The sequence below is a fragment of the Kitasatospora sp. NPDC004723 genome (genome assembly GCF_040609255.1).
Taxonomy (GTDB): domain Bacteria; phylum Actinomycetota; class Actinomycetes; order Streptomycetales; family Streptomycetaceae; genus Kitasatospora.
In genome coordinates, this window is the sequence record NZ_JBEXJT010000040.1 from 56,122 (window position 1) to 79,115 (window position 22,994).

Below are 22,994 nucleotides of genomic sequence, written 5' to 3' on the forward strand. Positions count from 1 at the left end.
ACGTCAGCGGTGGTGGGCGGCCGGGGTGTGGCCGAAGGTGCGGCGGAAGACGTCGATGAACGCACTGGCCGAGGCCCAGCCGCAGCGGTGCGCCACCGCGGTGACCGGGACGTCCTCGGCCAGCAGGCGCAGGGCGTGGTGCAGCCGCAGCTGGGTGCGCCACTGCGGGAAGGTCATGCCCAGCTCCTCGCGGCAGAGCCGGCTCAGCGTGCGCTCACCGGCCCCGGCCGCCCGGCCGAGCTCGCCGAGGGCGCGGCCGTCGGCCGGGTCGGCGTCGAGCAGGGCGGCGACCGCCGCGAGCCGCGGGTCGCGCGGCACCGGGAGGTGCAGCGGCTGCTCGGGGGCGCGGCGCAGCCGGTCCAGCAGGACGGCCAGCATCCGCCGTCCCTCGGGCGTGCCCTCGGTGCCCGGACTGCTGTAGGCGATCAGCAGTTCGCGCAGCAGCGGGCCCACCGCCAGTACCGCCGGGCGGGTCAGCCGCAGCGGATTGTGCCCCAGCGGCAGGCCCACGGTGTGGAGCACGGTGGGTCCGTAGGCGCGGTGCCGGTGGCCGGTCCCGGCGGGGATCCACAGCGCCCGGGTCGCCGGGGCGACCCAGGTGCCCGCGGCGGTGGTCACCGCGAGCACGCCCCGGCCCGCGTAGACGATCTGGTGCACCTCGTGCCGGTGCTCGGAGACGGTCGAACCGGCGGCCAGTGGTCGGGTGACCGTCAGATCGGGTGAACCGTCAGATTGGCGGAAAGTCGGCATCGTCCGGCATTTTATCGGAAGTCCGCCACCGTCTGCCGGGCCGAGGATCGCTCCGTGACCACTCTTCGATCCCGTGTCCCCTCCGGCGCCGCCCCGATCGCGGTACTGGCGGCGGGCCATGCCGCCGTCGACCTCTACCAGGGCGTGGTGCCCGCGCTCGTCCCCTTCCTGGTCGCCGAGCGCGGCCTCGACTACGGTTCCGCCGCCGGGGTCGTGCTGGCGGCGACCCTGCTCTCCTCGATCGTGCAGCCGCTGTTCGGCGCGCTCACCGACCGCTGGGCGATGCCCTGGCTGATCCCGGCCGCCACCGCGGCCGCCGGGATCGGCGTCGGCTTGGCCGGGCTCTTCGGCCCCTACGCGCTGCTCTGTGCGGCGGTCGCGCTCTCCGGCGTCGGGGTCGCCGCCTACCACCCCGAGTCCGCGCGGCTGGCGCGCGCCGCGAGCGGCGACAGCCACACCCGGATGGGCTGGTTCTCGCTCGGCGGCAACATCGGCTTCGCACTCGCCCCGCTGATGGTCGGCCCGGTGCTGGCGGCCGGCGGCCTCGGCGCGACCCCCTGGCTGGCGGTGCCCGCGCTCGCCGCCGCGCTGCTCACCGCACCGGTGGTCCGCACCCTGGCCGCCCGTGCCGCCGGGACCGCTGCCGGCGGAACGGGCGACGCCCGGCGTGACGACTGGCCCGCGTTCCTGTGGCTCTCGGGGGTGATCGGCTGCCGCTCGGTGGTCTTCGTCGGGCTGAGTTCCTTCGTGGCCCTCTACGCCCAGCAGCGGCTCGGCCGGGGCGACTCCGGGACGGGGACCGTGGCGCTCTTCACGCTGTTCGCCGGCGGCGCGGTCGGCACGGTGCTCGGCGGCTGGTGCGCCGCCCGCTGGGGCCGGGTGCGGACGGTCCGGCTCTCCTACGCGGCCGCCGTCCCGGCCGTCGCCGGACTGCTGCTGGTGCCCGGACCGGTCGCCCTGTACGGCTTCGCCGCGCTGATCTCGCTGGCCCTGTACGTGCCGTTCTCGCTCCAGGTGACGCTCGGCCAGGACTACCTGCCGAGCCGGATCGGCACCGCCAGTGGGGTGACCCTCGGCCTCGCCGTCAGCGTCGGGGGCCTCGCCGGCCCGGCCATCGGCCTGCTCGCCGACCACACCGGGCTGCGCACCGCACTCGCGCCGCTGGCCGTGCTGTGCGCGCTGGCCTGGGCGCTCGCCCGCCGTCTGCCCGAGCCGGCCGGGGACCCGCGCGAGCCGGCCGCGCCGGAGCCGCCGAAGGCCGTGCCGTGGCAGGAGGCCGGGACCGTCGGGCGGGCGGGGCGGCCCTGACCCGCGGTGTGCCGAGGATGCGGTGTGCCGAGGACGGGGTGCGCTCAGGACGAGGTGCGCAGCTCGGTGGCGAGCGCGCAGAGCGCGGCGCGGTCGCGGCGGCCGGTCTTGGCGATCAGGTTGGCCAGGTGCTTCTCCACCGTGCGCGGGGAGATGGACAGTTGGCGGGCCAGCTCCTGATTGCCGGGCCGGTCGGCGAGCAGCAGCAGCACCTCGTACTCGCGGACCGTCACCCCGCAGGTGCGCAGGTCCGCGGGCACCGCGTCGCGGCCGCCGCGGTGCTGGGCGACGCTCGCCCCCGCTCGCCGCAGCAGGGTGCGGCATGCGGCGGCCACCGGCTGGATCTCCAATTGGTGGAAGTACTCCTCGGCGGTGCGCAGCCAGGCCACCGGCTCGCCCCAGCCGTCGGTGAGCGCGGCCTCGGCGGCGAGCCGCAGTGCGAGGTGGTGCGCGAGCGGGAAGGCCGCGGCGGTCGGCCGGGCCCCGGCGAGGGCGCGGGCGGCCTGCTCGGGGCGGCCCTCGCGGCCCAGCAGCACCGCGTCGGCGAAGCGCAGGAACTGACGGTTCCAGGCGAGTTCGGCGGCGGGCGCGGCGGCGGCCAGGTCCAGTTCGGCGCGGTCCCAGCGGCCCTCGACCACCTCCAGCAACGGGTGCAGGCCGTGCCGTCCGGCCAGGTAGAAGACGCTGGGGTGGCGCTCCTCCCAGGCCAGCCCGGCGTCGAGTTCGGCGCGCGCCCCGGCGCGGTCCTCGGCGAGCAGCGCGCCGACCGCGCGGCAGAGCCCGAAGCGCAGCGGCGTCAGGAAGGACTCGTCGCCGCCGGCCTGGCGGAACCGGGCCAGTTCGCCCTCCATCTCCCGGGTCCGGCCGAGGTGGGCGGCCAGGGTGGCGGAGGAGAGCAGCAGGTAGCGGTGGGCGGCGAGGTTGTGCAGGCGGGCGGTGGCGTCCAGGCAGCGGTCGACGGTGGCGCGGGCGGTCCTCCACTCGCCGCGCATCACGGCGTTCATCGCGAGCAGGCCGTCCAGGGTCTGGGTCAGCACGATCGCGCCGAGCCCGGCGGCGGCCTCCCGGGCCCGCTCCAGCCGGGTGCCGTCGCCGGTGCGCATGAAGGCGTTGGCGCCCAGCCGCAGCATCGCCTCGACCCGCCAGACGGGCAGGGTGTGCGCCTCGGCGACGGTCAGCATCCGCTCCAGGCAGGCGTCGGCGGCGTCGAAGCCGCGTTCGCGGGCGAGCAGGGCGAGCAGCTGCCAGGCCTGGCAGGCGACCACCGGCAGGCCGGAGCGCTCGGCCACCTCGGCGGCGCGGCGGGCGCGCAACTCGGCCTCGGCGAGGCGGGCCGCCGCGTCCGGGGCCGGGGCCGGGGCGGTTGACGGCTCGTGAGGGGCGCCGCCGGGGGCGCCGTCCGGGCCCGGTGACCCGTGGTCCGGCAGCAGCGCGAGGTGGCCCTCGACGACGGCCAGCGCGGCGTCCTGCTCGGGACGGGGCCGCCCCGCGGTGAGGGCGCGCGCGGCGGCCACCTGGTCCCGGGCATCGGTGCCGCGTTCGGCCATCACGGCCGCCCAGGCGAGCCGGGTGTGCAGGTCGATCCGGCGCTCGACCGCCGGGACGGTGCCGGCGGGCGGCGCGGGCGGGACCGGCGGCAGGGTCCGGACCAGCTCGAAGGCCCGGTCCAGCTGCCCGGCTTCGGCCAGCGCGGGCAGCAGCCGCTCGGTGACGCCGGCCCGTTCGGCATCCCCGGCGAGTTCGTGCGCGCGCTCCAGCAGGACCACCGCGGACCCGGCCGCGCCCGCCTCCAGCACCCGTCGGCCGGCCTCCGCGAAGTGCACCGCCGCGCCGGCCCGGTCCCCGCCGACGAGCAGCAGTGCGGCGACCAACTGGCGGCGCTCCTCCGCGAGTTCGGGGTCGGCGCGGAGGATCGCGCGGGCCGCCCGACGGGCCAGTGCGGCGCGTTCGGCGGGAGCCAGGGCGGCCGTCACCGCGTCGGCGGTCAGCGCGTGCCGGAAGGCGTAGCGGTCCGGGGCGGCACCGTCCGGCACGATCACATTGGCCTCGCAGGCCGAGCGCAGATGGCTGAACAGGGTGCGGTCGTCGTACCCGGTGATCAGCTGCACGGTGGTCACCGAGAAGCGGCTGCCGAGGGTGGCCGCGGTCAGCAGCAGGTCCCGCACCTGCGGGTCGAGTTGGTCGATCCGGTGGCCCCAGCTGCGGACGATGGTGCTGGGCACGCCGGGGCGCGAGCCGTCGGCGAAGGCCCAGCGGCCGTTCTCGGCCCGGCGCAGTGTGCCGGAGTCCAGCAGGTCGGCGAGCAACTCCTCGACCAGGTAGGGGCAGCCGTCGGCGCGCGCGGTGAGGTGCCCGATCAGCGCGGCCGGCAGGTCGGCGCTCTCGCCCTCCAGGATCGTGGCGGCCAGGGCGGCCACCTCGGTGGGCGGCAGCGGCCGCAGCTCGGTGACGGTGGCGGCGCGGCGGCGCTCGGCGGCGCGCACCAGCTCCAGGGCGGGGCCGGGTTCGGCGCGCAGCGTGGCGAGCAGCAGGACCGGCAGGCCGGCCAGGTTGTCGACCAGGTACTCCAGGACGGCGACGGTCTCCGCGTCGGTGTCGTGCAGGTCCTCCAGCAGCAGCACGCAGCCCTGGTCGCGGCCGAGCACCGCGAGCAGCCGCAGCAGCGCCTCGGCCAGCTCGACCACGCTCTCCGGGTAGACGCCCGCGCCGGCCGCCGCCGGGTCCCGCCATTCGGGGACCAGCCGGGCCAGCGCGGGCCGGTAGGGCGCGAGTTCGGGGTCGCTGGGCGGTCCGGCGGCCCGGAAGCGGGAGGAGAGCGCCTCGATCAGCGGTCGGAACGGTGTCACCGTGCCGGTCGAACTGCCCCGCCCGCGCAGCACCGGCAGGCCCAGCCCGTACGCCTGGTAGGCGCATTCGCCGGCCAGCCGGGATTTGCCGATGCCGGCCTCACCGAGCAGGAAGACCGCTCCGCCGCCCTGCTGGCGGGCGGTGGCCAGCGCGTCGCCGAGCATCGCCAGCTCGGTCGCGCGGCCGACGGTGATCGACGACGTGGTCCGCATGGCCGCAGGCTACTTGACAGGGTATCGGTTCTGAAGAGTGGTGGGTCGGTCACGGAGCGGGCACGGCGTTACCACCGGGTGGTTACCGTACGACCACATGCGGAGCGCGGCGCCCGCGCGGCCGGTGCCGCGGACTCGCGCGGGTCGGCGTGAGTGCGCGCGGGTCGGCGTGAGTGCGCGTGAGCGCGCGCGAGTCCGCGAGGGTCCGTATGGGTCCGTATGGGTCCGCCGCCGGGGGGCTGCCCGTTCCCCGGCGGCGGACGGCCCGGCCGCTCAGGGCCGGGGGTGGTGCGGTGGCACGGGCGGTTCTCAGAAGGGCGTGGTCATGGTCGGGAACTCGACGATCGGCGGGATGGCCCCGCCGGTGCCGGCGAGCAGCCGGGAGCGCAGGCCCAGGCCGTGGCCCGGGCGCAGCCGGATCTCGCCGGCCGGGTGCTGGGCCGTCTCGCCGGGGCGGACGGCGGACTGAGTCGGGGTCAGATGCTCGTCGTGGTCGTTCATGGTCCGGAGCTCCGTTCGTGGTCGCGGATGGATGGTTCTGATGGTGTGGATGGTACGGACGTCCGGTCGGGACGACGCCCGGTGGAGAGGACGTCGTTCGGGTGGCGCCGGTTCGGTCGGACGGCAGGGGCCGGTGGTACCGGTGGTGCAGAACGCGCGTGACGCGCGCGCATGGGGGCGCTAGGCGCGAACGGCGGCGCGCGGACCGGTGTTCGCGCGCTTCCCGGCCTCGGCCGCCGGGACCCGGGGACGCAGCAGCAGGGCGGGCGGCACCTGGTCCGGGAAGCCGAGCCGCAGCAGCCCGTGCCCGATCCCGGCCAGGCCGGTGAGCAGCCCGGGGTGCGCGACCTGGTCGGGGGTGCCCGGGCGCGCACCGTCCTGGTCGACGGCGGCCAGCAGCGCCCCGGCCCGCCGGACCCACGGGGTGCGCCCGGCGGTGGGACCGTGCCGGCCGAGCAGTTCCAGCACGCCCAACTCGCCGTGGCAGAGGCTGTGGTCGCCGAGCGGCGCGGCGCGGGCGGTGTTCCGCACGGCGCGCTGGGCCCAGTCGGCGAGCCGGCGGTCGGCGAGCGCGAGCGGGCTGTCCACGACGGCGAGCGCGACACCGGGGCGGCCCCGGCACCAGGAGCCCTCGCGCGAGCGGACGGCGGTGGCGGCGTGCAGGGCGGCCAGCCCGGCCCGGTGGTGCGGGCCGTCGGGGGGTTCGCCGACCGCCTCGGCGTAGCGCAGCAGGGCCCAGCCGATGCCGGCCGAGCCGTGGGCGAAGCCGGTGCCGGCCGGGAGGGGACGGCCCGCCAGCCGCTCGGCGCAGCGGCCGGCGGCGGCCAGCGCGGCGGAGGCGACCGGATCGACGGCGCCGGCCGGTCCGGCGCCCGCGGTCCCGGTCCCGGCCGATCCGCCGCGGCCCGCGGCGTGCACGGCGAGCAGGGCGGCGAGCCCGCCGGCGGTGCCGCTGTGCACACCGGGGTCGTCCTCGCGCTCGGCGGCGGCCGCCGTGAGCGCCACCGCCGGGCCGCTCCACGCCCCGACCAGCGGATCGCCCAGCAGCCGGGCGAGTTCGGTGAGCGCGTAGGCGATGCCGCCGAGGCCGGCGAAGGCGCCGGAGCCGACGGCGGCCGGGTGGTCGGGGTGGGCGGCGAGCGAGTCGAGCAGCCCGGCGACGGGCGCGAGGGCCCGGCGGGCGACCTCGGCGTAGCGGTCGGTCCCGGTGAGCGCCGCGAGCTGGGCGAGGAACAGCGCCGTGCCGGTGTAGCCGCCGGCCAGGTCGGCGCCGAGCGGGCGCACCCGCCAGTAGCGGTCGGCGAGCAGTTCCAGCCCCAGCCAGTTGGTGCGCGAGCGGCCCTGGTAGGCGGCGGCGACGAGCTGGTCGCCGAGGCCCCGTGCGGCGGCCAGCAGCCGTTCGGGCTCGGGGGCGGTCGCCCAGACGTTCTCCGGCCCCGGCGGGCCGGGTCGGTGCGCGGGGGTGTCGGCGGCGCCCGCCATGGCCGCGCGGACGATCCACTCCTGGTCCTTGCGGTCGACGGCGCCGAGCGTGGCGAGCTTGACCTCGGCCCGGGCCAGCCCCGACTCGGCCAGCTCGCCGGCCAGTCGGCGCCCGTCGCTGGTCCACAGGTCGCGTGAGCCGGGCCGGGTGGTGAAGAACGGGACGTCGCCGGTCCACAGGTCGGCGATCTCGTGGTCGGCCAGTCCGGGGCGGCCCGGGTCGTCGACCGCGTCGGTGCGCAGCAGGTCGAGCACGGCCTGCCGGGCGCCGGCCTCGCGCAGCACGTCCGGGTGGGTGGACTCGTCGAGCAGCCGGGCGTAGACCCGGGTGGCCCGGGGCACCACCCGCACCTCGGCGTCCGCGAAGCAGCGCAGCAGCCCGCGCGGGCCGGTGAGTTCGTCCCGGCCGTCGGCGAGCGCGGTGTAACCGGCGCGGAAACCGGCCAGCAGCGCCTCGGTGTGCTCGGCGGGTTCGACGGGCGCGCCGCCCAGCCGGGGCCGGTTGCGGGCCTCGCCGAACGGCCGGGGGCGGCGCACCAGACGCATCTCGTCGGTGCCGGCGCCCGCCCAGTCCACGCCGTCGACCGGGGACAGCCGCCGCCCGGTGCAGCCGCCGCCGATGCCGGAGACGTCCACGGCGCCGTCGTCGCCGATCAGCAGCTGCGGCAGCAGGCCGACCCGGTGGACGGACTCGGCGAGGGCGCGGGCCGCCGGGTCCCCGGCGAGGCCGGGTTCGGTGGCCGGGCCGCCCGCCGGCGGGTGGAACAGCGTCTCGACGTCCACCAGCACCGGCTGGTCCCCGCAGGCGATCAGGTTCTCGAAGTGCAGGTCGGTGCCGTCGAGCACGTGCAGCAGGGCGAGCAGCGCGCCCTGGCGGCGGTAGAAGCGCTCGACGTCGTAGCGGGTCAGGCAGGGGCGGGCCTCGGCGTACTCGGTCCAGCCGTGGGACCCCCGGTCGAGCAGGCCCAGCGCGCGCAGCCGGGGGACGCCGGGCCGTCCGCCGTACCAGCCGAGCAGCGTGTTGAAGTGCCGGTGCGCGGCGGGCGGACGGGGCCGGTGGACGACGGCGCCGCCGTTGGCGAAGTGCAGCACGGCGACGGCCCGGCCGTGCCGGTGGCGGTCGCCCGCGTCGGCCTCGACGGCGACCAGCGCGCCCGGGTCGCGTCCGCGCAGCAGACCGGTGACCAGCAGGGCCCGGTCGGCCGCGAACCGGTCGAGCAGTTCGGCGTGCGCGTCGGCGGCGTCCAGGCAGGCGCGGGCGAGCAGCCGGGCCAGCACGGGGTAGTCGCGCAGCAGCGCGGCCAGGCCCTCCCGGCGGGCGGTGAGCGCGAGGAACGAGCGGAACCGCTCCTGCGGGGTGCCGCCGGCCAGCCGCCCGGCGGCGCGTGCGGTGTGCAGCTCCAGGACCAGGGTGCGCGCGGCGGTCCGGGCCAGCCGCTCGGTCAGCCGCGAGGTGAACTCGGCGCGCAGCGCGGGCAGGTCGATCCGGCCCTGCTGGTCGGCGGCGCGCACGGCGGGGGAGAGCGCGGTCAGCAGCCGCACCTGCGCGCGGTCGGCGAAGGGCTGAAGGACGAGCGCGAAGCCGCTCAGGCCCGGGTAGGCGGCGCGCGGCACCACCGGGCGCACCGGTGCGGCGGCCACGGCGGCCTCGGTGAAGGCGGCCCAGTCCGGGCGGGCGGCGGGGACCGGCCGGCCCGGCGTCAGGCCCCGCTCCCACCATGAGGGGCCGCCGGCACGGGGGGACCGGAGCCGACCGGGGTGGGAGCGGGGAGTCTGGGGGAGGGCGGGGCGGATCGGGTGCGGGTCCGGCGGCGGACCGGGCGGTCCGGGGCGGGCGGATCCCGCGGGCGGTGCGGGGGTCGGTGCTGCGGTCGGTGCTGTTGTCGGTGGTGCGGGGAAGTCGCCGGGCATCGGAGTGTGCGGGAACGGTGTGGCCGAGGGGACCGCCGGTGCGACCGGGCCCTGAACCGGTCCGGCGCCCCCGTCGAGGCGCGTGCTGCGCACGGCGTCCACCTCTGCCACCACCGCACCTCCGATGCCGGGAGAGGGCCGCGCTGCCGTCGAAGGCGCTGCCCTCGTTGCTGATCCTGTCGTTGCGGTGGCCGTCGGGGCATGGGGGACCGGCCCCCATCTTTGTGACGGGGCGCCCGCACGATCCTCCGCACCCCCTACTTTCGGAGGGGGCGGGCCCCCGACTTGTGGACGGGGTCAGGGGCGGGCGAGCAGCAACTGGACGGCCACCGCCGGCCGGCCGTTCATGGTGAGCACCGGGACCTCGCGCTCCTCGACGGTCTCGAACGCCGCGAACAGCCCGCTCAGCCGCTCCCGGGTGTGGTGGCGGCAGACCGCGCCGTCGCTCGTCCGGAACACCCCGAAGCGGCCGTAGTCCGCCTCGGACCGGCGGTAGCGCTCCTGGCTGCGCTCGTCCGGCTGGAGCAGGTAGTCGCTGACCAGGAGCAGGCCGCCGGGGCGCAGCACCCGGTGCAGTTCGGCGACCAGTGCCTCCTGCGCCGCGTCGTCCGGGACGCAGGTGAGCACGGCGAACAGGAAGGCCGCGTCGTAGGCGCCGTCCGGGCGCTCGATCCGCGGCGGGTCGGTCAGCACCGAGAAGCGGGCGGCGGGCTGCTCGGCGCGGGCGCGGGCGACGAGTTCGGGCGCCACGTCCACACCCTCGATGTCGCTGAAGCCCAGCGCGGCCAGCTCGCCCGCGAGTCGGCCGTAGCCGCAGCCGTAGTCGAGCAGGACGGCGCCGCGGTCGAGGCGGGCCGTCCAGTCCGGGTGCGGGGGATGGCCGAAGGTCTTGGTGGTTCCGGTCGAATTCCAGTACGCGGACTGGTCGTCAGAGGCCGACATGGGCCGATGATGCCACGGCTGGACGGGCGCGGTGCGCCCGGGGTGCACCGGGCGGCGCCGGGGCCGGTGGGCGCGGGCCGATGGGGCCGTTCGGCCCTTGCGAGCGGGGTGCCGGGGAGGGATGGTGATCGCCGCGCCGCAGTGCGGGGCCGCCGGGGGCGGGTCGGCGCGGCAGGACCAGAGTGTGGCGGAACGGGAAGAGGCCTGAGGTGGGCGAGTTGGTCACGGTGCGGTTGTGCGAGGGGATTTCGCGGGGCTTCGCGGCCGATGCGAGGGCCCGGATCGCGGCCGTGGTGGGCGGGGCGGACGCCCTGGTGGAGTCGCTGCGGGTGCGGGTCGGGACGATCGGCACGGCGGCCTCCCCGGGCGGGGCGGGCCCGGCGGGTGTGCTGACCCAGGTCAACGCCGAGGTGGACGGCCGGCGGATCCGCGTCCAGGAGGCCGCCGCCGACCTCGGCGAGGCGCTGGACCGGATCACCGAGGGGCTGCGCGTCCGGATGGCCGCCGTCACCTCGGGCTGGGCGCCCAGGCCGTGGCCGCGCCGGACCCGCACGCGGATGCCGCTGACCGCCGCCGCGTCCGGGGCCCCGGCCGCCGCCGTCCCGCGGGCCGCGGACCCGGACGCCGGTGTCGCGCGCGTCGCGCTCCCGTACCCGGTCGGGCCGCAGCCCATCGTCCGGCGCAAGCGGGCCCAGCTGGTGTGGTGCTCGCCGGACGCCGCCGCCCGCACCATGGACGCGATGGACTTCGACATCCACCTGTTCACCGACCCGGCCACCGAGACCGACGCGGTGGTCTACCGGGTCGGCCCGACCGGCTACCGGCTGGCCCGGACGGTGGCCGCCGGACCACCCAGCCACCCGGCCGTGCCGCTGACCCTCAGCCCGTGCGGTGCACCGGAGCTGACGGAGGAGCAGGCCGTCGAGCGGCTGACCGCCGCCGAACTGCCCTACCTGTTCTTCGCCCACCCCGGTTCGGGACGCGGCCGGGTGCTCTACCGGCGCTTCGACGGCGGCCTCGGCCTGATCGCGGCCGCCTCGTGAGCGAGGACTTCCGCCGCCGGCTGCGCGAGCGGCGCCGTTCCGTCGTGCCGCAGCAGCCGGCCCGCCGAGCCGGTTCGATGGTACGGCCCCGACCGCCCGCCGAGGCGCCGCCGCGCGAGCTGGTGCCGCTCGAACGGGCCGAGGCCCTGCGGCTGCTGGGCGGCGCGCCGTTCGGCCGGATCGTGTTCACGGTACGGGCGCTGCCCGCGATCCGCCCGGTCAACCACCTGCTGGTCGACGACACCATCGTGATCCGCACGCACGACGGCGCCGCGCTGACCGCCGCCGCGGCGGGCAGCGAGGACACCGGTGTGGTGGTCGCCTACGAGGCGGACGCGATCGACCCGGTGACCCGGCTCGGCTGGAGCGTGGTGGTCACCGGCTTCGCCCGGCCGGTCACCGACCCCGCCCGACTGGCGCGCTACCGCGCCCTGTTGAGCCCCTGGGTGAACGCCTCGATGGACCACACGGTGGCCATCCAGCCCGACCTGGTGGCCGGCTACCGGCTCATCGCGGGCGCCGCCGCCGCCTCGTAGGGCCCGCCCCGCGGACAACTGGACAACTGAGGCCCCGGGCCCGCGATCCGCCCCGACGCGGGCCCCTACCGGGGGTCCCGGCCCCGTACGCCCCCTTCCCGGAGGGGGTGTGCGGTCCACCGGGACCCCGGCGCGGAGGAACGGCTCCGCGCCCGTCCGGCGCGGCCGGGAGAACGTCAACTCTCCCGGCCGCGCCGGTCTTTCGTCGTACCCGGGGACGGGCCGGCCGTGCCGGGCGGCCGGGCGGACAGTGGTCCCGCCCGGGGGCCCTGATCAGAGGCCCACCGGCCCCGGGCCGCTGGGTCCAACGGCCCTAGGGCGCACGGGTGGCGCGTTCCGATCATGGATCGCCATCCATCCGCAGAAGTTTCGAAGGAGTGCGTCCTTGAGCGCCATCGAGGCACAGGGCGACAGCGCGCCGCCGCCGTCCGCCGCCCGACCGGGACAGGCACGGGTCAGACGACCCGGCTCGTCCGTGGTCAGGCTGCTGACGACCACAGACCACAAGACGATCGGCACCATGTACCTGGTGTCGTCGTTCGGGTTCTTCCTGATCGGGGGCATCCTCGCCCTGGTCATGCGCGCCGAACTCGCCCGGCCGGGGACGCAGATCCTCTCCAACGAGCAGTTCAACCAGGCGTTCACCATGCACGGTTCGGTGATGCTGCTGCTCTTCGCCATGCCCCTGTTCACCGGCTTCGCCAACTGGATCATGCCGCTCCAGATCGGCGCCCCGGACGTCGCCTTCCCGCGCCTGAACATGCTGGCCTACTGGCTGTTCATGTTCGGCTCGCTGATCGCCGCCGCCGGCTTCGCGACCCCGCAGGGCGCCGCCGACTTCGGCTGGTTCCTCTACGCGCCGCTGTCCGACGCGATCCACTCGCCCGGCGTCGGCGCCGACATGTGGATCATGGGCGTGACGCTCTCCGGTTTCGGCTCCATCCTCGGCGCGGTCAACTTCATCACCACGATCATCTGCATGCGGGCCCCCGGCCTGACCATGTTCCGGATGTCCATCTTCTGCTGGAACGTGCTGCTCACCTCGGTCCTGGTGCTGCTGGTCTTCCCGGTGCTGGCCGCCGCGCTGCTGGCCCTGGAGTGCGACCGCAAGTTCGGCTCGCACGTCTTCGACCCGGCCAACGGCGGGGCGATGCTCTGGCAACACCTGTTCTGGTTCTTCGGCCATCCCGAGGTGTACATCCTGGCGCTACCGTTCTTCGGCATCGTCTCCGAGGTCATCCCCGTGTTCAGCCGCAAGCCGATGTTCGGCTACGGCGGCCTGATCGCGGCGACCGTCGCCATCGCCGGCCTCTCGGTCACGGTGTGGGCGCACCACATGTACGTCACCGGACAAGTGCTGCTGCCGTTCTTCTCGTTCATGACCTTCCTGATCGCGGTGCCCACCGGCGTGAAGTTCTTCAACTGGGTCGGCACCATGTGGAAGGGCTCACTGAGCTTCGAGACACCGATGCTGTGGACGGTCGGCTTCCTGGTCACCTTCCTCTTCGGCGGCCTGACCGGCGTGCTGCTGGCCGCCCCGCCGCTGGACTTCCACGTCTCCGACTCCTACTTCGTCGTCGCGCACTTCCACTACACGCTGTTCGGCACCGTGGTGTACGCGATGTTCGCCGGCTTCCACTTCTGGTGGCCCAAGATGACCGGCAAGATGCTCGACGAGCGGCTCGGCCGGATCTGCTTCTGGACGCTCACCATCGGCTTCCACACCACCTTCCTGGTGCAGCACTGGCTCGGCGCCGAGGGCATGCCCCGCCGCTACGCCGACTACCTGGCCTCCGACGGCTTCACCACGCTCAACACGGTGTCCACCATCGGCTCCTTCCTGCTCGGCCTGTCGATCCTGCCGTTCCTCTACAACGTCTGGAAGACCGCCAAGTACGGCGAGAAGGTCACCTCCGACGACCCGTGGGGCTGGGGCCGCTCCCTGGAGTGGGCCACCTCCTGCCCGCCGCCGCGGCACAACTTCACCAAGCTGCCGCGGATCCGCACCGAGTCCCCGGCGTTCGACCTGCACCACCCCGAGATCGCCGCCCGCGACTACCTGGAGCACAGCGGCGAGCGCGCCAAGCACCTGGCCGGGGTCATCCCGGCCGAGTACGACGTGCCGAGGCCGCGCCGCGCCCGCGCGCTCGACGGCGGCGCCGCCTCCGGCCGGCCGGACGACGCCGGCTGACGATGCCGGCCGGACGACGCCCGTTGACGACCGCCGGCTGACGACCGCCGGTCACGGGCCCTGACGGCCCGGCCCCACCAACGCCGCTCCCGCCCGCACGTCGCCCCGGGCGGGCGGGAGCGGCCCCCCTCCGAACCGCCCGAGACCTGAGGAGTGCACGGCACCGTGTCCCACATCGTCCTGGCCATCGGCACCGCCGCGATCACCGCGTCCGGCTGCGTCTGGTACCTGCCCGCCATCGCCGACCTCCAGGCCGGCGAGGACCGCCCCCGCTCGGCCCGCACCGCCGCGGCCGCCTGCGTGACCTGGTGGGCCTGCCTGGCCCTGGCCGGCGGCCTGCTGCTGGCCGTCCCCGCCTGGCAGCCCGCCGCCCAGATCGCGCTCGCCGGCCTGGTCGCCGGCGTCCTGCTGCGGATCCGCGCCCACCTCCAGAGCCGGACCGAACAGCGCGAGGACACCGTGCGCTGGGCCCTGCTCGACCCGAACCCCGCGCCCCTCCCGGTGCGCCCCTCGCCGCGGGCCCTGCTCGGCTGGCTGCTCGTCGGCCTGGCCGTCGCCTCGCTCGGCGCCGCCTCCATCCTGCTCTCCGGCGGCGGCCCGCTCGCCCCGCGCCTGGCCGCCGCCGCGGGCAGCGCCGTCGCGGTCTCCACCGCCTTCCTGCTCATCGGTCTCGGCAACGCCCGCCGGCACCGCATCTGACCGATCGTCACCGTTCTTCCGCAGGACCCTTGCTGAGCCGAGGCCGGGCCGGATATCAATCAGGCGACCCGGGGCGCCGCCCCGGCCCGCCGAGAGGAGCGTCCGATGACCGCCACCGCCACGCCGAGCGATGTGCTCCGGCAGTTCGTCCAGCTGATGGGCGAGGGCCCCGACGAGGCGGTGGCCGACCTGGTCACCGCCGACGCCGCCTTCGAACTGCCCTACCTGCTCCCCGGAGTGCCCCCGCAGCGGCCCGGCCGGGAGGCCTTCGTGGAACACCTGCGGCGCGGCGCGGTGATGCAGCGCTTCGACGCGGTGGACCGGGTCAGCGTGCACGGCACCAGCGACCCCGAACTCGCCGTCGCCGAGTACCGGCTGCACGGCGAGGTGCTGGCCACCGGCAAGCGCTTCAGCCTCGACATGGTGGTGTTCGCGCGCGTGCGCGGCGGGCTGATCACCTGGTCGCGCACCTACTCCAACCCGCTGGACAGCGCGGTCGCCTTCGGCGCCGTCGAGCGGGTGCTCTCCTCCCTCACGGAGAACGCGCAGGCGTAGGAAGCCTCCGGCGTGACCCGGATCCGGCCGGAATGGGGCCGTTCGACCCTGGGCGCGGCCCCGTCGGTACGGCATGATGCGATGGACCCGGTGTGTGGTGTGCCGGGCGAGGAGAAGGTGGAGCCACGACATGGCGAGCGAGACGACCGGGACCGGAGCACCGGCACCGGTCCGGGTGTTCCTGCTGGACGACCACGAGGTGGTGCGCCGCGGCGTGCACGACCTGCTGGACGGCGAGCCCGACCTGGAGGTGGTCGGCGAGGCCGGCACCGCCGAGCAGGCGCTGGTGCGCATCCCCGCGCTGCGCCCGGACGTCGCCGTCCTGGACGTGCGCCTCGGTGACGGCGACGGCGTGGCCGTCTGCCGCGAACTGCGCTCCCGGATGCCGGACCTGGCCTGCCTGATGCTCACCTCCTTCGACGACGAGGAGGCGCTGCTGGACGCGGTGATGGCGGGCGCCGCCGGCTACGTGCTCAAGCAGATCAGCGGCACCGACCTGATCGCCGCCGTGCGCACCGTCGCCTCCGGGCGTTCGATGCTCGACCCCGGCGCCGCGACCCGCCTGCTCAACCGGCTGCGCAGCGAGGCCGAGCCGGCGCAGCCGGCCGGCGGCGGCCCGGAGCTGACCGCGCGCGAGCAGGAGGTGCTCGCGCTGATCGGCGAGGGGCTGACCAACCGGCAGATCGGCGAGCGGCTCTTCCTCGCCGAGAAGACGGTGAAGAACCACGTCTCCCGGCTGCTCGCCAAGCTCGGCGTCGAGCGGCGGGTGCAGGCGGCGCTGATCGCCACCGAGCTGCGCCAGTCGGCCGCCGCCGACCGCTCGGCCCACCACCCGCGCGTCCTCGGCCACGGCCCGCGCGGCTGACGCCGCAGGCCCCCGTACCCGGCCCCGGTCGCCCGCCCGCCTGCGGTGACCGGGGCCGTCGGCCGTCCGGGCCCGCACGGCCCCCTTCCCGCCGTCTCGCGGTGCGGTCGTGCGCCGACTCGGCCGGGCGCCGGGCCCGGGACGTTCGCCGGGGTCCGCCAGGGGCCGGGCGGGACTCTCGGCGGGACCATCGGCCCTCGTCCCGTCCCGGCCCCAGGGGCGACCATCGCTGGTATGAACGCCGATCCTGAAGCCGCGTCCGTGCAGGTCGAGCCACGGGTCCGGCCGCAGCACCGCCACACGCGGGAACTCGACGAGACCCGGGCGCTGGAGCTGCTGGGCCGCACCGGGGTGGGCCGCGTGGTCTACACCGTGGGCGCCCTGCCCGCCGTCCTCCCCATCCGCTTCCGGCTGGACGCGCTCGGTGGCGTCCTGCTCTCCACGGCGGCCGAATCCGAACTGGCGCGGGCCGTCGCCGGCGCGGTGATCGCCTTCGAGGCCGACGAGGTCGACGACACCGACGGCACCGGCTGGTGCGTCACCGTCCTCGGCCGCGCCGAACTGCGCCACCCGTCCCAGGCAGCCGGCAGCCGGGTGGAGATCCGGATAGCCCCCGAACTGGTCGTCGGACGCCACCTGGCACCCGACGCCTGCTGAGCCCCCCTTCGCGGCAGCCGGGTGCACGACGGCCCGGCTGCCGCGCGGGTCACACGCCGAGCGGGGCCTGCCAGACCAGCCGGGTGCCGCCGCCGTCGGCCGGGAGCAGCTCGAAGCTCCCGCCCGCCCGGTCGGCGCGTTCGGCGAGGTTGCGCAGGCCGCTGCGGCGCCCGCCGGAGGGCAGGCCCACGCCGTCGTCGGTCACGGTGAGCGTCACGTTCCCGCCGGCCGCGCGCAGCGCCACCTCGACGCGGCTCGCCCTGGCGTGCCGCGCCGCGTTGCTGAGCGCCTCGCCGAGCACGGCCATCACGTGCTCGGCCAGCTCCTGCGGCACGTCGGTGTCCAGCAGGCCCTCCATGCTGAGCCGCGGCGCGAAGCCGAGGGTGGCCTGCGCCTCGCCGACGACCCGGGTGGCGCGGGCGCGCAGGCCGCGGTCCGGCTCGCTGTGGGCACGCAGGCCGAAGATGGTCGAGCGGATGATCTTGATGGTCTCGTCCAGGTCGGCGACCGCCCGGCTCACCCGGTCGGCCGCGCTCTGGCTCTCGATCAGCCGGCCCGCGCTCTGCAGCGTCATACCGGTGGCGAACAGCCGCTGGATGGCCAGGTCGTGCAGATCGCGGGCGATCCGGTCGCGGTCCTCCAGGAGGGTCAGCTGCTCGGCGTCCCGCCGCCGCTCGGCCAGCTCCAGGGCCAGCGCGGCCTGGTCGGCGAAGCCCAGCAGCGGGCCCGTCTCCTCGGCGGTGAACGGCGGGCGACCGCTCTCCCGGGCCAGCAGCAGCACACCGCGCCCGAACCCCTCGCCGGTGGCCAGCGGCACCGCCACCGCCGGTCCCAGCCCCGTGAACCGCCCGGGCGGACCAGCCGGGAACCGCTCGTCGCCCTCCAGCTCGTCACTGGTCACCGGCGAGCCCGAGGCGTACGCGGCGCCGGAGAGCGTGCCGTCCACCGGCACCGTCACCCCGAGCCGGGCCTCCGACCGCCCGCCGAGCGCCACCTCCACGGTCAGCTCGGCGGCCCGCTCGCCCGGATCGGACAGCACCACGGACACATCGGCCAGCTCGGCACCGGCGATCTCCCGCGCCCGGCGCGCGATCAGCTCCACGACCTCCAGCCGCGGCGCGCCCGACAGCAGGCTGCGGGTGATCTCGGCGCTCGCCCGCAGCCACCGGTGCTGGCGCTGCGCCTCCTCGTACAGCCGGGCGTTGTCGATCGCGACCCCGGCGGCGACCGCCAGCGTCGAGATGACCGCCTCGTCGTCCGCGTCGAAGTCCAGGCCGCCGCGCTTGTCGGTCAGGTAGAGGTTGCCGAACACCTCGCCGCGCACCCGCACCGGCACTCCCAGGAAGGTGTGCATCGGGGGGTGGTTCGGCGGGAAACCCACCGAGGCCGGGTGCTCGGAGAGCACCGGGCAGCGCAGCGGCTGCGGGTCGCGGATCAGCTCGCCGAGGATGCCCTGGCCGGTCGGCGGCGGGCCGATCGCGTCGATCTCCTCCTGGCCGAGCCCGACGGTCAGGAACTGCGAGAGCGAGTAGCCGTCCGCGCCGATCACGCCGAGCGCCGCGTAGCGGGCGTCGACCAGGTCGGCGGCGGCCTCGACGATGCGGTGCAGGGCCTGGGAGAGGTCCAGCTCGCGGCCGACCGCCAGCACCGCCTCCAGCAGGCTGTGCACCCGGTCACGGGTGCCGCGCGCCGCGTCGATCCGCCACTGGAGCTCCTCCAGCAGCTCGTCCAGCCGCAGCTGCGGGAGCCGTGGCCCGCCGGGGGCGGCGTTCCCGACCCGGGCGCGCGGGGCGGCGGCCGGGATCGTCGTGCTCGGGGTCGCCGTGCTCGGGGCCGTCGCGGACGGGGCCGGCGTGGCCGGGGCCGCTCCGGTGTGGGCGGGGCAGCCGGGCGGCGGGGTGCCGTCCGCCTGTCCGCGCTGGTCTCCGTCGGTGTCCGCCCGCGTGTTCTCCGCGCCGCCCACCGGCGTCCTCCTAGTGGTTCCGTGCTGCTGGTCCGGCCCGAGCTCGGTCGTCCGACCGGTCGGATTGTCGGATTCACGTTAGTGCCGCAGGCATGTGCGCGGAACGCCGGGGTCGGTCATGAACGCGCCGGACGGGGTGCAATCGGCCACTCGCGCGCCCTTCGCACGCCTGATGCGCCGCCCCCGCGGACGACTCGGCGGTTCGCGGGACCTACGGCCCTCACCCGAGGGGCCCTGCGGCCTCTGGCCGCCCGAGCGCCGTGGGACCAGGGTGGTGTCAGGGGCCGACGGCGCGTCAGCGCACACCGGCCGCCCCACCGGCAGCCACCCGAGGCCCGCCCCGTACCGGCGGACCCGCAGCGGAAGGAAACCTCCCATGACGCCCGCAGTCCTGGCCGGAGTCGACGGATCGCCCGAGAGCACCGCCGCCGCCCACTGGGCCGCCGAGGAGGCACTGCGGCGCGGGGCCCCGCTGAGGCTGCTGCACGCCTGGCCGTGGCTCACCGACGGCCGCGCCGCCTTCGCCGGTCCCGAGGAGCTGCCGGTCGCCGCCCAGCGGATGCTGGCCGCCGCCGCCGAGGACGTCCAGACCCGGTACCCCGACCTGACCGTCCGGACCGACGTGGTGCTGGACGCGGCCGTGGACGGCATGGTCGCCGCCGCCGAGGACGCCGGCCTGCTGGTGCTCGGCTCGCGCGGCCTGGGCGGCTTCACCGGGCTGCTGGTCGGCTCGGTGAGCATGGCGGTCGCCGGGCGCGCGGCCGTGCCCGTGGTGGTCGTCCGGCCGACGGAAGCGGGCGCCGGGCCGGCGGACGAGCGGGAGGTTCCGGAGGTGCTGGTCGGCGTCGACGCCACCGCGCCCGACGACGCGGTGCTCGACTTCGCCTTTCACGAGGCCGCCCTGCGCGGCGCCCGGATCCGCGCCGTCCACGGCTGGGACCTGCCGCCCGCCTTCGCGGTCGTCGGCTTCCTGCCGTCCGGTGTGGAGATGGCCCAGCTCCAGGCGGCGCAGGAGAAGTCGCTGGCCGCCGCCCTCGCCGCCCACCGCGAGCGCCACCCCGACACCGAGGTCGTCGAGCACGTCCGCCTCGGCGCCGCCCGCACCCTGGTCGAGGACTCCGCCGGCGCCGCCCTGGTCGTGGTCGGCCGCCGTCGCCGCCCGCACGACCTCGGCCCCCGCCTGGGCCGCATCGCCCACGCCGTCCTCCACCACGCCCAGGCCCCGGTGGCGGTCGTCCCGCACGACTGACCGGGTCCCGCCGCGTCGGGGGTGCGGTGACGCCTCCCGGAGTGGTGGTGGCGGTCGTCCCGCACGGCCGGCCGGGCCCTCGCGCCCGCTCGTCCCCGGCTGCGCCCGCCCGGTCGGCGGGTGGCCGGAACTCGCCGTACCGGGGGGCAGTCGGGGCGTGCGTGCCCCGGCCGCCGGGGGCGGGCCAGGCAGCCCGGCGGGGGCGGGACCGATCGCCCGTGGCATCCGGGCCGTTGGACCCTGTCGCCGGCCGCGGGCCCGGCGCACCCTCGGGAGTACCAGGAGTACCGGGAGTCGCGGCCGTGCCGGGCGGGGGAGCGGCGCCGGGCGTCGAGGCAAGGAGAGGATCACCATGTCCCAGTCAGCCCTCACACCGGCCGACCTGCGGCTGCTCGCCGCCGCCGGCGGTGCGGCGCCCTCGCTGCACAACAGCCAGCCCTGGCGGTTCCGCCCGACCCAGGACGGGGGCGGGGTGGAGGTGCTCGCCGACCCGGACCGGTCCGTGCCGCTGGCGGACGCCAACGGTGCCGCGCTGCACATCGCGGCGGGCGCCGCCCTGTTCAACCTCCGGGTCGCGGCGGCCCGGTTGGGGCGGGAGGGCTCCGTCCGGCTGCTCCCCGACCCGGCCGACCCGCACCTGCTCGCCGTCCTCGACCTCGCGGGCCCCGCCGCCGCGCCCCTGCCCCCGGGCCCCGGCCCGTTCGGACGGGACCTCTACCCGGCGATCGCCGCGCGCCGTTCCAGCCGCCGGCCGTTCACCAATCGCGACGTCCCCGAGGCGGTCGCCGCAGAGCTGATCGCGGCCGCGCGGGACGAGGGCGTGGCGCTCGCGGTGCTGGAGGAGGAGGGTGTGCGCCGGGTCCTGGAGGTGACCACCGAGGCCGAGGACCGGATCGCCCACGACCCCGCCCGGCAGGTCGAGACCCGCTCCTGGCTGCGGCCGGACGGGGGCGAGGCCTCCGACGGTCTGCCGTACGCCGTGCTCGGGCCGCAGGACCACGACGCCCGGGTGCCGATGCGCGAGTTCGCCGGGCGCCCGCCGTTCCACGAGGGCCCGCCGCAGCCGTCCCAGCGCTTCGAGGCGCTGCCCCAGCTGTGCACGCTCCTGACCACCGGCGACGGCCCGGCCGACTGGCTGCGCACCGGTCAGGCGCTGGAGCGGGTCTGGCTGCTGGTGACCGTGCACGGGCTGCGGCTGACGGTGCTGCACCAGGCGGTCGAGTGGCCCGATCTGCGCTGGCGCCTGCGTGACCCCGCCGAGGGGCCCGGTCACGTCCAGCTGGTGCTGCGGGTGGGCTACGGCCCGCCCGGTGCCGCAACTCCGCGCCGGCCGCTGGAGGACGTCCTGGACCTGTCGGAGCCCTCCGGACCGGCCGGACCCTGAGGAGCCGGGGAGAGCACGACGCGAGTGACGCTGCGTGACCCCGCGGTGCCCGTGTGCGGCCCGGGGACCGTCCGGGTGGCGGGCTCCGCCCGGGGCGGTGATGGTGAGTCCTTGGGGGCCACCGCACGCCCCGGGCAGCCGGGGCGGCACCGCACGGGAGAGACCGCAGATGCCTGATGTGACCGCTGAGCACTACCAGCCCGGTACGCCGTGCTGGGTCGATCTGATGGCCCCTGACCAGCAGGCCGCCATCGACTTCTACAAGGACCTGTTCGGCTGGCAGGGCGAGATCGGCCCGCCCGAGACCGGCGGGTACGCGATGTGCACCCTGAACGGCAAGGCGGTGGCCGGGATCATGGCGGCCCAGCCGATGAAGGAGGGGGACCCGACCCCGCCCACGGTGTGGACCACCTACCTGGCCAGTGCCGACGCGGACGCCACCCAGGCCGCGATCACGGCGGCCGGGGGCACAGTGATGTTCCCGGTGATGGACGTGCTGACCGTCGGCCGGATGCTGGTGGCGGCGGACCCGACCGGCGCGGTCTTCGGCGTCTGGCAGCCCGTCGACTTCTACGGCGCCCAGGTGGTCAACGAGCCCGGCGCGCTGACCTGGAACGAACTGCACACCTCGGACATCCCCGGGGCCGCTCGCTTCTACCAGCCGGCCCTGGGTCTCGGCTCCGCCCCGATGGAGGGCATGGACGACTACTACGTGCTCAGCGTCGGCGACCGCCCGGTCGGCGGCATGACCACCCTGGAGGGCGCTCCGCCCGGGGTGCCCTCGCATTGGCTCACCTACTTCGCGGTGGACGACACCGACAGCACGGTGGACGCGCTGGTGAAGGCGAAGGGCACCGTGCTCGTCCCGCCGTTCGACCACGCCGCGGGCCGGATCGCCATCGTCCAGGACCCGCAGGGCGCCGTCTTCGCGGTGATCAAGGCCGCGGGGTAGCCCGTCCGGCGGCCCGTGGAGGGCCGGCGCCGATGGCGCCACGGCGCAGCAGCAGCGTGCTCCGGGCGGTCGCGGCAGGGCCCGCGACCGCCCGGAGCACGTCGGTGCTAGGAGATCCGGGCCCAGGCGCTCCAGCTGCCGTCCGGGGCGTGGGTCCGCGCCCAGAGGCGGCCGTCGGTGCCCGTGGCGGCGATCTGGAACCGGCCGAGGCCGGTGTCGGAGGCGACGATGCCGACGCCGCCGATCAGGTTGCCGCCCAGGGACGTCCAGGCGCTCTTCTTCCCGGACGCGCTGCTCGACCGGGTCCACACGGCGTGGTCGGTGCCGATGACGAACACCTGCCGGCGGCCGTCCCGGTAGGCGTACTCCACGATGCCGGGCGAGCCGTACACGCCGCCGCAGAGGTACTCCCCGCCCCAGGACGGGCTGATGCAGTGCATCGGCTCCACCGCCGCCGCGGCGTGCGCCGCGGTCGCGGCACCGGGGGCCGCCGTCAGCGCGGCACCGGCGAGAACGGCGGCGGCCACCGCCGTCTTGATCTTCTTCACGGACACTCCTCGGTCGGTCCTGACCGGGGCCGCCCGCCGACCGGGCGGCCCCTCCGTTGAGGACACGGGCGCCCGGCGTCGGCGGGTTCAGTCGGAAGCGGGTCAGGAACCCATGGCGGCGAGGCCCTTGATGTCCTGGTAGCTCATGCCCAGCTTGTTGTAGAGCCGGACCTGCTCCTCGGTCAGGGCGCCGCCGGCGGTCAGCTCCTTCAGCCGGGCGCCGGTTCCCTGGCGCTCTCCTCAGGACGGGTGCAAACTGTCCGACCCGGCCAGCAGTCCGTCAGGGCCCCCGGTGGTCCGTCGCGACGGGTTCCGGGCGGGGCGCCGGGGGAGGGGTGAACCGGGCCCCCCCCCGGGCCCCCCCCCCGCGGGCGGGGCACCACCGGCCCCGGAGCCCCC

18 protein-coding genes are annotated in these 22,994 nt (G+C 76.5%); 11 read left to right on the plus strand and 7 right to left on the minus strand.

The features are described 5' to 3' along the window. Positions 1-3 precede the first annotated feature (3 nt). Positions 4-750, minus strand: coding sequence for a helix-turn-helix transcriptional regulator (locus tag ABZW10_RS29525; protein ID WP_355371738.1), 747 nt, complete (start codon positions 748-750; stop codon positions 4-6). 54 nt (positions 751-804) lie between these two features. Between ABZW10_RS29525 and ABZW10_RS29530 the strand changes: the two genes are divergently transcribed. Continuing rightward, entirely contained in the window at positions 805-2,058 is a 1,254-nt protein-coding gene (locus tag ABZW10_RS29530; RefSeq protein WP_355371741.1) for an MFS transporter, read from the plus strand. A 44-nt stretch (positions 2,059-2,102) separates the two neighbouring features. Here the strand turns inward: ABZW10_RS29530 and ABZW10_RS29535 are convergent, their stop codons facing one another. From ABZW10_RS29535 to ABZW10_RS29550, 4 genes are all read right to left on the minus strand, one after another. Next, complete coding sequence (locus tag ABZW10_RS29535) at positions 2,103-5,117, minus strand: AAA family ATPase (protein ID WP_355371744.1); 3,015 nt, start codon at positions 5,115-5,117, stop codon at positions 2,103-2,105. A 309-nt stretch (positions 5,118-5,426) separates the two neighbouring features. After that, positions 5,427-5,618 (minus strand): hypothetical protein, encoded by a 192-nt coding sequence (locus ABZW10_RS29540; protein WP_355371746.1) that lies wholly within the window; start codon positions 5,616-5,618, stop codon positions 5,427-5,429. Between the two features lie 180 nt (positions 5,619-5,798). Then, on the minus strand, positions 5,799-8,741 hold the full coding sequence (locus ABZW10_RS29545; protein ID WP_355371748.1) for a type 2 lanthipeptide synthetase LanM family protein: 2,943 nt from the start codon (positions 8,739-8,741) through the stop codon (positions 5,799-5,801). A 567-nt stretch (positions 8,742-9,308) separates the two neighbouring features. Then, on the minus strand, positions 9,309-9,953 hold the full coding sequence (locus tag ABZW10_RS29550) for a class I SAM-dependent methyltransferase (protein ID WP_355371751.1): 645 nt from the start codon (positions 9,951-9,953) through the stop codon (positions 9,309-9,311). Between the two features lie 209 nt (positions 9,954-10,162). Between ABZW10_RS29550 and ABZW10_RS29555 the strand changes: the two genes are divergently transcribed. The 7 genes from ABZW10_RS29555 to ABZW10_RS29585 all read left to right on the plus strand — a co-directional run bounded on the left by ABZW10_RS29555 (position 10,163) and on the right by ABZW10_RS29585 (position 16,499). Further along, entirely contained in the window at positions 10,163-10,996 is an 834-nt protein-coding gene (locus ABZW10_RS29555; protein WP_355371753.1) for a sigma 54 modulation/S30EA ribosomal C-terminal domain-containing protein, read from the plus strand. A 77-nt stretch (positions 10,997-11,073) separates the two neighbouring features. After that, positions 11,074-11,532: a pyridoxamine 5'-phosphate oxidase family protein gene (locus ABZW10_RS29560; protein WP_355371778.1), complete on the plus strand. Its 459-nt coding sequence runs from the start codon at positions 11,074-11,076 to the stop codon at positions 11,530-11,532. A gap of 475 nt (positions 11,533-12,007) precedes the next feature. After that, the gene (gene ctaD, locus ABZW10_RS29565; RefSeq protein ID WP_355371781.1) at positions 12,008-13,723 is read left to right on the plus strand and encodes a cytochrome c oxidase subunit I; all 1,716 of its coding nucleotides are present in this window, start codon (positions 12,008-12,010) and stop codon (positions 13,721-13,723) included. Between the two features lie 165 nt (positions 13,724-13,888). Beyond that, on the plus strand, positions 13,889-14,422 hold the full coding sequence (locus ABZW10_RS29570) for a hypothetical protein (RefSeq protein WP_355371756.1): 534 nt from the start codon (positions 13,889-13,891) through the stop codon (positions 14,420-14,422). A gap of 105 nt (positions 14,423-14,527) precedes the next feature. After that, positions 14,528-14,977 (plus strand): nuclear transport factor 2 family protein, encoded by a 450-nt coding sequence (locus ABZW10_RS29575; RefSeq protein WP_355371759.1) that lies wholly within the window; start codon positions 14,528-14,530, stop codon positions 14,975-14,977. A 130-nt stretch (positions 14,978-15,107) separates the two neighbouring features. Then, positions 15,108-15,842, plus strand: coding sequence for a response regulator transcription factor (locus ABZW10_RS29580; protein WP_355371762.1), 735 nt, complete (start codon positions 15,108-15,110; stop codon positions 15,840-15,842). Positions 15,843-16,076: 234 nt separating this feature from the next. Further along, positions 16,077-16,499: a pyridoxamine 5'-phosphate oxidase family protein gene (locus ABZW10_RS29585; RefSeq protein ID WP_355371765.1), complete on the plus strand. Its 423-nt coding sequence runs from the start codon at positions 16,077-16,079 to the stop codon at positions 16,497-16,499. Positions 16,500-16,548: 49 nt separating this feature from the next. On the opposite strand, the gene ABZW10_RS29590 is transcribed toward ABZW10_RS29585, so the two are convergent. Then, a complete protein-coding gene (locus tag ABZW10_RS29590; RefSeq protein ID WP_355371784.1) occupies positions 16,549-18,237 on the minus strand; it encodes a GAF domain-containing sensor histidine kinase in 1,689 nt (562 codons plus the stop codon). 601 nt (positions 18,238-18,838) lie between these two features. Here ABZW10_RS29590 and ABZW10_RS29595 point away from each other — a divergent pair. The 3 genes from ABZW10_RS29595 (at position 18,839) to ABZW10_RS29605 (ending at position 22,047) form a co-directional block, all read left to right on the plus strand. After that, positions 18,839-19,711: a universal stress protein gene (locus ABZW10_RS29595; RefSeq protein WP_355371768.1), complete on the plus strand. Its 873-nt coding sequence runs from the start codon at positions 18,839-18,841 to the stop codon at positions 19,709-19,711. Positions 19,712-20,063: 352 nt separating this feature from the next. Continuing rightward, entirely contained in the window at positions 20,064-21,095 is a 1,032-nt protein-coding gene (locus tag ABZW10_RS29600; protein ID WP_355371770.1) for a hypothetical protein, read from the plus strand. Between the two features lie 169 nt (positions 21,096-21,264). After that, positions 21,265-22,047: a VOC family protein gene (locus ABZW10_RS29605; RefSeq protein ID WP_355371772.1), complete on the plus strand. Its 783-nt coding sequence runs from the start codon at positions 21,265-21,267 to the stop codon at positions 22,045-22,047. Positions 22,048-22,154: 107 nt separating this feature from the next. Here ABZW10_RS29605 and ABZW10_RS29610 read toward each other — a convergent pair whose 3' ends face one another. Continuing rightward, positions 22,155-22,595 (minus strand): hypothetical protein, encoded by a 441-nt coding sequence (locus tag ABZW10_RS29610; RefSeq protein ID WP_355371775.1) that lies wholly within the window; start codon positions 22,593-22,595, stop codon positions 22,155-22,157. Between the last annotated feature and the right edge of the window lie 399 nt (positions 22,596-22,994).

Excerpts from the sequence above, each read along its gene's own strand:
- ABZW10_RS29525 (WP_355371738.1), bottom strand. The coding sequence starts at position 750 with ATGCCGACTTTCCGCCAATCTGACGGTTCACCCGATCTGACGGTCACC.
- ABZW10_RS29535 (WP_355371744.1), bottom strand. The coding sequence starts at position 5,117 with ATGCGGACCACGTCGTCGATCACCGTCGGCCGCGCGACCGAGCTGGCG.
- ABZW10_RS29540 (WP_355371746.1), bottom strand. The coding sequence starts at position 5,618 with ATGAACGACCACGACGAGCATCTGACCCCGACTCAGTCCGCCGTCCGC.
- ABZW10_RS29550 (WP_355371751.1), bottom strand. The coding sequence starts at position 9,953 with ATGTCGGCCTCTGACGACCAGTCCGCGTACTGGAATTCGACCGGAACC.
- ABZW10_RS29560 (WP_355371778.1), top strand. The coding sequence starts at position 11,074 with ATGGTACGGCCCCGACCGCCCGCCGAGGCGCCGCCGCGCGAGCTGGTG.
- ABZW10_RS29575 (WP_355371759.1), top strand. The coding sequence starts at position 14,528 with ATGACCGCCACCGCCACGCCGAGCGATGTGCTCCGGCAGTTCGTCCAG.
- ABZW10_RS29580 (WP_355371762.1), top strand. The coding sequence starts at position 15,108 with ATGGCGAGCGAGACGACCGGGACCGGAGCACCGGCACCGGTCCGGGTG.
- ABZW10_RS29585 (WP_355371765.1), top strand. The coding sequence starts at position 16,077 with ATGAACGCCGATCCTGAAGCCGCGTCCGTGCAGGTCGAGCCACGGGTC.
- ABZW10_RS29595 (WP_355371768.1), top strand. The coding sequence starts at position 18,839 with ATGACGCCCGCAGTCCTGGCCGGAGTCGACGGATCGCCCGAGAGCACC.
- ABZW10_RS29600 (WP_355371770.1), top strand. The coding sequence starts at position 20,064 with ATGTCCCAGTCAGCCCTCACACCGGCCGACCTGCGGCTGCTCGCCGCC.
- ABZW10_RS29605 (WP_355371772.1), top strand. The coding sequence starts at position 21,265 with ATGCCTGATGTGACCGCTGAGCACTACCAGCCCGGTACGCCGTGCTGG.